A 7,010-nucleotide genomic window follows, 5' to 3' on the forward strand; every position below is an offset into this window, starting at 1 on the left:
GCGCCGGCGCGCGCGGCGAAAACGGCAGGGCTCTCGGACCGCGGCGCGCGGCGTCTTTTCGATCGGCTCATTGAACTTGACGCGGTGCACGAACTGTCGGGGCGATCGAGCTTCCGGCTTTATGGGCTCTGAAGCGTTTCCAGCCGAAGTGGATGCCGGTTCGGCGCGGGAAACGCGTTTTGAAAATTGTTGTCGAGCAAAGTGCAAGCGGCTCCGATGAAGCAAACGCGGCAAGAAGAGGCGCAAACATGGGCCGCCCCCAAAATAACGAGCTGCACGACTCGTTTGATCCCGTGCTCATGGAGTTACCGGAAGCCGTGCGCTGGCGCGAGTGGATGGGGCGCGTCGAAGCCGTCATTTTCGCCGCGCCAAGCCCCGTACCGCGCGAGGCGCTCGCACGGGTCGTCGGCTCGACCTGCAACCTCGACGAGCTGATTGCCGACATCCGCGACGATTTGCGCGCAAGGCCATACGACCTCGTTTATGTCGCTGGCGGCTATCAACTGCGCACCAAGCCGCGCTTCGCGCCGGCGATCCGCGCGGCGGCCGGCGGCGATCTGCGTCAGGCCGGCGCGCCCGAATTGACGCCGACCGAGATTTTGGCGGTGACCGCGATCGCCTATCTGCAACCCGCCACCCGCGCCGAACTCTCGTCGGTCGCCGGCAAAGAGATCAGCCGCGACGTCATCGGCGCGCTCAAGCGCCATGGCCTGATCGACGGCGCCTTGCGCGCGCCGCAGCCCGGCGCGCCTTTCGCCTATGTGACGACCAAGAAATTCCTGGAGGTTTTCGGCCTCGCGACGCTGCGCGAGCTTCCCGACATCGAACGGCTCGAAGACGAAGGGCTCTTGGAGATGCCAAAGGCCAAGGCCGATCTCGATGTTGTTTTGTGCGCAGGAGAAGAGGATCTAGATGCGGAGAGCGACGCCGGGGAGCATTAGGAATGATCGACGACAGAACTCTCGCGACTAGACGTTGCGCTCTCACGCCGAAAACAGGTTTGGGGTCACCTAGTGATCGCCAATTAAAACAAAGACTACGCAATCGCACCGCCGCCCTGTGTAACTTTTGTGCAAAATGTAAAGGTGCGCATTGGCGCATTTTGGTGAACCTTTCGATCATGCGCGGGAGTCACGCCATCCCATCAGCCATGCTGCCGCACAAGGCGGGCGGCGGCTCGGCAGCGCGGCGCAAGGCGGACGTTTCGGTCAGGCGAGCTATTCGGCTTGCTGGGCCGAGAGCCGAGCCCACGGCCTTTGCTATTGGTTCCGCTTTAAGCAGCGTTGCGCCGCGACCGGCTCGGTTGTGCAAAGCAATATGATTATTGACACATTGTGCAGCGCACATTACCTGCGCGGCTGCGTGGGAATTGCTCCGCGCGCCTAGACCAAAAAGGGATGCTCTATGTTCAGCAACTTCCCCGCGACAAAAGCGTTCGGCGCGGCTTCGTTCGGCGCTCCGTTTGCCACGGTGGTTACCTCGTCAACCAAGGGTCTAGAGGCCATTGCGGCCGAAACGACGGACTATGCAAAGGCGTCCTTCGAGAAAAGCCAGGCGTTCTTCGAGAAGCTGATCGGCGTGAAAAAGATCGACGAGGCGATCCAGCTCCAGTCGGACTTCACCAAATCCGCCTATGACGATTTCCTGGCCTACGCCACCAAGATTGGCGAGACGTATTCGAGCCTCGCCAAGGAAGCGTTCAAGCCGATCAATGGCGCGTCGCCCGCACAGCCACCGGTCGTCGCGCCCCCGTCAAAAGCGCCGGTCGCCACGAAGCAGAACTGATTTTACACGCGGTTTAACGCGTCTTAAATCGGGCCAACATAAAAACGCTCGATCAGCTCCGCTGACCGAGCGTTTTTCTTAAGGCGATGGCGTCGGCGAGTTCGGAGCCAAGGGTCTCCCCGCTCTTCCGGCGGATTCGCGCGCGGCAACGCTCCAGACCCCAAGCGCGGCGCCTTGACGAAGCAACCGTCCGAGTGCGGCAGGTCCGCGCAAAAGTAATGAAAGCGGACCTCTTTGCCGGCGATGTAGCTGTCCGCTTGGCCAAAATCCGCCTGCGCCTGTCCCGAGCGATGGCTCAAGGGAACGAACATCTCGCGCGAACACAGAAGGGCACGCGCCACATACTCGCGCACGATCGCGTAGCCGCCGGAAAATCCCTCTTTATCCCGCAGACGATCGAAAATCCGCTGCGCCGTACGGAACCAAAAACTCAACTGCGCATTATCAACGGCAAGTTCATTTTGCACACGGTTCGGCTGAATTGAATTCAATGTCGGAATTGGTGCGCTGATAATTAGTCGAAGAGAAATTTTGCGGAGGGTCGCATCCGTCTCTTCCCAAACGTCATGCTGTGGTTGCGAAGCGAGCCAATCAAGCCGGCTGCGCCTCGAGCAATAGGTGGAGGCGTTCTCATTCGGATGCTCAGCCCCGCCCGGCGAAGAACTCGTCGAGGTCGTGGTTCAGATCGAGGGTGCCGCGTCATCGTCAAAATGCGATCGCGTTCCGCTGGTCATTGGCACATCGACATCATCGACGATTCGGGCGCTACGAGTTGTTACGACACGGATGCGGGCGATCGAGATGTTCTCTCTCATATCCCGCCGATAGCTGTCGCCATTGACTGCACGCATTTGTACAGTCCCAATCCTCCGAATCCCGCGATTGTTCCGTTTTTTGGGTCGGCTCACGAATATCAAAGCTTGCAGCACGTTTCATACAGCCAAGACCCACAACAGACCTTCCGATCCGGCGCTTTGCCGAAAAGGTGGGATACTTGTCCTTGCTGCGAACTGAAGCGCGCGTGAAGATCGCGTCATGGAACAGGAACTCTCAAAAAAGCGGTCCCCTGAAGACGCCCGGTTCCGTCGGGTCGGGTTTTTGGTCTACCCGGACTGCCAGAGCCTTGATCTTTCGGGTCCGTTCGAAACGTTCCACTGGGCCAACCTTATGTTGAGCGTGCTGAGGAAGCCGCCGACCTACCAGTCCATCGTGATCGCTGAAGCGGCGGGACCTGTCCCGACGATGTCCGGACTGCAGATCGTCGCCTCCCACAGCTACGGCGATATGGTTGAGGGATTGGACACCTTAGTCGTGGTCGGCGGCATGGGTTGCGAGGCCGTCACCGAAGACTCTGCGCTCCTCCAATGGGTGCGGTGGATCGCGCCCAGGACGCGGCGGATCGTTTCGATTTGCACTGGCGCGTTTGTTCTCGCGCGAGCAGGCCTCTTGGACCACAGGCGCGCGACAACGCACTGGACTTATGCAGACCGTCTCGCGAAGGCGTATCCGTCCATCGAAGTCGACGCGAGCCGCATCTTTGTCCGCGATGGGAATGTCTACACATCAGGCGGGATCACAGCAGGCATCGACCTCGCCCTATCTCTAGTGGAGGAGGATCTGGGCAGGGATACGATGCTCGGCGTCGCACGCGCGCTGCTGGTGTTCCCGAGGCGACCGGGCGGCCAATCGCAGTTCAAGGGGCATACGAGCGTATTGGAGAAGCCTTTACGAGCGGACGTCAGCGAACTTCAGACATGGATGTTGGCGCATCCTGAGGCGGACCTGAGCGTCCCCGCGCTGGCGGATCACATGGCGATGAGCGAGCGCAGTTTCTCGCGCCTGTTCCGCAGTGAGACGGGTCAAACGCCCGCCGAATTCGCCGAACGCGCGCGCGCGGACGCGGCGCGCTCCAAGCTTGAGCACACGAATTCATCAATCGAGGTGATTGCCAGGGAATCCGGCTTTGGAAACGCCGAACGCATGCGACGCACTTTTCAGCGCCTTTTCGACGCCAGTCCAGCCGAGTATCGGGCGCGTTTCCGATCGACGCTAGACGCCTGACGAAAGCCGCAAAACGGCGATTTCGGCACGAACAGCTTCATTCAAACTGAGCTAACTTCAACATGGGAGGGACCCCGTGCGCATTCTCTTTTTGACTTCCGCACATAACAGCCTCAGCCAGCGGCTCTTTGTCGAACTCGCCGAACGCGGGCACGAAATTCGAGTGAGCGTCGTCACCCGTGGCGCGGAGATGATCGAATCCGCCGAGCGGCACGCGCCGGATCTGATTGTCGCGCCGATGTTGAAGATCGCGATTCCAACTGAAGTTTATACCCGCACGAGATGTCTGATCGTGCATCCGGGCATCAAAGGCGACCGAGGACCATCGTCGCTCGATTGGGCGATCACGAGCGACGAAAGGGCATGGGGCGTCACCATCCTGGAAGCCGCCGAGGATTTCGACGCGGGGCCGATTTGGGCCTCTCCGGAATTCGCTCTTGATTCAGATCCGCCGCGCAAAAGCAGTCTGTATCGCGGCGCCGTGACTGAAGCCGCTCTGTGCGGCGTGCTTGAAGCGATCGCGCGGATCGAGACGGGCGAAGTTCAGTCCGGAGCCTGGCGGCCGGAGCCCCTCTGCGAGGCGATGTCATATGCGCGCGGCCGTCTTCGCCCCTCGATGAAGCAAGCGGATCGCTCGATCGACTGGGAAAAGGACTCGGCGGCGACCGTCATCAGGAAATTGCGCGCCGCGGACAGCGCCCCGGGCGTTCTGAGCAAGTTGCTCGACGTAGACTGTTTCCTTTTCGGCGCGCATGAAGAGGATCGCCTGAGAGGCGCGCCCGGTCAGATCCTCGCGCGGCGCGATGGCGCGATCTGCATCGGCGCCGTCGATGGCGCTGTTTGGATTTCGCATCTGAAGGCGAAGAGCGATCAGGCGAACAGCGACAGTTGCCGCCTGGGTCGGATCGGCGTCGGCTGCGAACGATGCGCAGAAGAGTTCTGCGCCGCCTCCGGAATCAAATTGCCTGCTGCTCAGGTGTTGGGCCCTCTCCTGCGCGACACGCCCGAAACGCCGCTCGCGATCGATGCGCCGGACGACCATCGGACGTATCGGGAAATCGTCTATCGCGAAGAAGACAAAGTCGGCTATCTCTCGTTTGATTTTTACAACGGCGCGATGAGCACGGCGCAATGCAAGCGTCTGCGCGACGCTTTCCTTTACGCCCGCTCGCGCCCCACCAGAGTCATCGTGCTGCTCGGCGGACGCGACTTCTGGTCGAACGGCATCCATTTGAACGTGATTGAAGCAAGCGCCGATCCGGCCGAAGAGTCGTGGCGAAACATCAACGCCATGGACGATCTGGTGCATGAAGTCATCAACACCATGTCGCATGTCGTGATCGCCGGCATGCGTTGCAACGCCGGCGCAGGCGGCGCGATTCTGGCGCTCGCGGCTGATCAGGTTTTTGCGCGCCCCAGCGTCGTTCTTAATCCTCACTACCGCAGCATGGGGAAACTTTACGGTGCGGAATATTGGACCTATTTGCTCCCAAAGCGCGTGGGGCAGGAAAAAGCGCTGGAACTTACGCAGGGTTGCCAACCGCTCGGCGCGCAGAAGGCTTGCGAGATCGGCTTTCTCGATGAGGTCTTCGGCGAAGACATAGAAATGTTTGAAAAAGAGCTGAGGCGGCGCGCCATGGCGCTTGCGCAGGGACCGGATTACGGCGCGCTGTTGGTCATGAAACTCCAGCGGCGGCTGGAGGACGAATTGGCCAAACCACTGGCGAATTATCGCGACGAGGAGCTCCAGTGGATGCGGGCGAATTTCTTCGGACCTGATCCTGCCTACCATGAGGCGCGTCGGCGCTTTGTCTTCAAGGGCGCCCCGCCTAAAGTTGGAACGACTTCGTTAATTCGGCGAGACCAATTCGAAGGGAGAACAATCGAAGGCATGCAAGAGGCTGCATATAGACCTGAATTCCAACCAAATTGGGCAGTGGAGCAGCAGCGCAGATTGCTCACCGTGGCCCAAGCATGGGCGAATCTGCTGCGGCTAACGATCCGGCGCCTCTTTGCAACGGCTCAATGAATCTCGCGAGCTGATGCGTCTAGCGCGAAGCCTAGGGAAGGAGCGAAGACCACCTGGTACTTGATCGCCGTCCACAAGCTCGTTTGCTCACGCCCTTGAGGGACCACTTTTTGCCGCTAAGCAGACTCCGACTCAGCAAGTCGTTAAGGTTCGATTTTCGACGGATCGGCATCGCCGACGCCAGAGCGGTAAACACGCGGCGAGACGATCTATTCCTGCAGCGTATCTGTGCTCGTTGCGCGTTCATCTGGGGATTCCGGGCTTAATTCAGATGGGGCAATACCGAGGGGGAAACATGACCGACACATCAGTTCCAGCGCCTTATGGCAAAGTGACACCCTATCTCTGCATCGCAGGCGCAGCGAAAGCGCTTGATTTCTACAATAGCGCATTCGGCGCCAAGGAGCGCGTGCGCATCGAACTCCCAAATGGTCTCATTGCCCATGCTGAGATCATGATCGGCGATTCGATCGTCATGCTCTCCGATGTCTATGAAGAGAGCGGGTTAGCGTCGCCGAGAACGCTCGGCGGTTCGTCTGTCAGCCTAAATGTCTATGTGCCCGACGTTGATTCAATCTTCATCAAGGCGATCGAAGCCGACGCGACCAAGGTCTGCGGTCTGCAGAATAGGTTCTACGGAGATCGTAGCGGAACAGTGCGCGATCCTTTTGGTCACGTCTGGGCGTGAATTCCTTTTTCATGACGCGATCTTCACGCGCGCTTCAGTTCGCAGCAGGACAAATATCCCACCTTTTCGGCCAAGCGCCCTGGGAGCCGTCGCTGATCGCGTGGGGATGATTTCATATTTATCTGGCGCCTCGAGCCGACGTCGCGAGGACGTATCCTGCGCGGGTTGCCCGCCTATGACTGGGGAGATCTATGGTGCCGTCGATGTCCGCCATGGGCCTGCTTCGCGAATGCGAGGAGCGCACGGAGAATTCGTGCTTCGCGTTGCGCTACACCGATCGACGTCGCCGCCTATTTGGGATTGACGTCGTAACGAAGGCTGACCTCGGAACGACGCTCAACTGGGTCGGCGTCGACCACTTCGACACCGTCATGCGCATAGCCATGCCGTCATCCGGGGCAAGGACGAAGCCGGCAAGTATTTGATCATCGCTTGAACTTAAACCGT

General features: G+C 59.7%; 7 protein-coding genes and 1 pseudogene. 7 read left to right on the plus strand and 1 reads right to left on the minus strand.

The genetic code is table 11. The features are described from left to right. The 3 genes from IYY11_RS00165 to IYY11_RS00175 all read left to right on the plus strand — a co-directional run. The coding region (locus IYY11_RS00165) for a DUF1403 family protein (RefSeq protein ID WP_196402276.1) at positions 1–132 on the plus strand (132 nt) is incomplete at its 5' end. 116 nt (positions 133–248) lie between these two features. Further along, positions 249–941: an SMC-Scp complex subunit ScpB gene (locus tag IYY11_RS00170; protein WP_196402277.1), complete on the plus strand. Its 693-nt coding sequence runs from the start codon at positions 249–251 to the stop codon at positions 939–941. A gap of 463 nt (positions 942–1,404) precedes the next feature. Next, positions 1,405–1,785 carry a phasin family protein gene (locus tag IYY11_RS00175; protein WP_196402278.1) on the plus strand — a complete coding sequence of 127 codons (381 nt, stop codon included), beginning with the start codon at positions 1,405–1,407 and terminating at the stop codon, positions 1,783–1,785. A 170-nt stretch (positions 1,786–1,955) separates the two neighbouring features. Here IYY11_RS00175 and IYY11_RS22475 read toward each other — a convergent pair. Then, positions 1,956–2,201, minus strand: a pseudogene (locus tag IYY11_RS22475) (IS21 family transposase); the annotation flags it as partial. Between the two features lie 619 nt (positions 2,202–2,820). On the opposite strand from IYY11_RS22475, the gene IYY11_RS00185 reads away from it, so the two are divergent. The 4 genes from IYY11_RS00185 to IYY11_RS00200 all read left to right on the plus strand — a co-directional run bounded on the left by IYY11_RS00185 (position 2,821) and on the right by IYY11_RS00200 (position 6,988). Next, positions 2,821–3,846, plus strand: coding sequence for a GlxA family transcriptional regulator (locus IYY11_RS00185; protein WP_196402280.1), 1,026 nt, complete (start codon positions 2,821–2,823; stop codon positions 3,844–3,846). A 76-nt stretch (positions 3,847–3,922) separates the two neighbouring features. After that, the gene (locus tag IYY11_RS00190) at positions 3,923–5,875 is read left to right on the plus strand and encodes a hydrogenase maturation protein (RefSeq protein WP_196402281.1); all 1,953 of its coding nucleotides are present in this window, start codon (positions 3,923–3,925) and stop codon (positions 5,873–5,875) included. Positions 5,876–6,170: 295 nt separating this feature from the next. After that, on the plus strand, positions 6,171–6,563 hold the full coding sequence (locus IYY11_RS00195) for a VOC family protein (protein WP_196402282.1): 393 nt from the start codon (positions 6,171–6,173) through the stop codon (positions 6,561–6,563). Between the two features lie 191 nt (positions 6,564–6,754). Continuing rightward, the gene (locus IYY11_RS00200) at positions 6,755–6,988 is read left to right on the plus strand and encodes a hypothetical protein (RefSeq protein ID WP_196402283.1); all 234 of its coding nucleotides are present in this window, start codon (positions 6,755–6,757) and stop codon (positions 6,986–6,988) included. The last annotated feature ends 22 nt before the right edge of the window (positions 6,989–7,010 follow it).

The sequence above is a fragment of the Methylocystis sp. H62 genome, from assembly GCF_015709515.1.
Lineage (GTDB): Bacteria > Pseudomonadota > Alphaproteobacteria > Rhizobiales > Beijerinckiaceae > Methylocystis.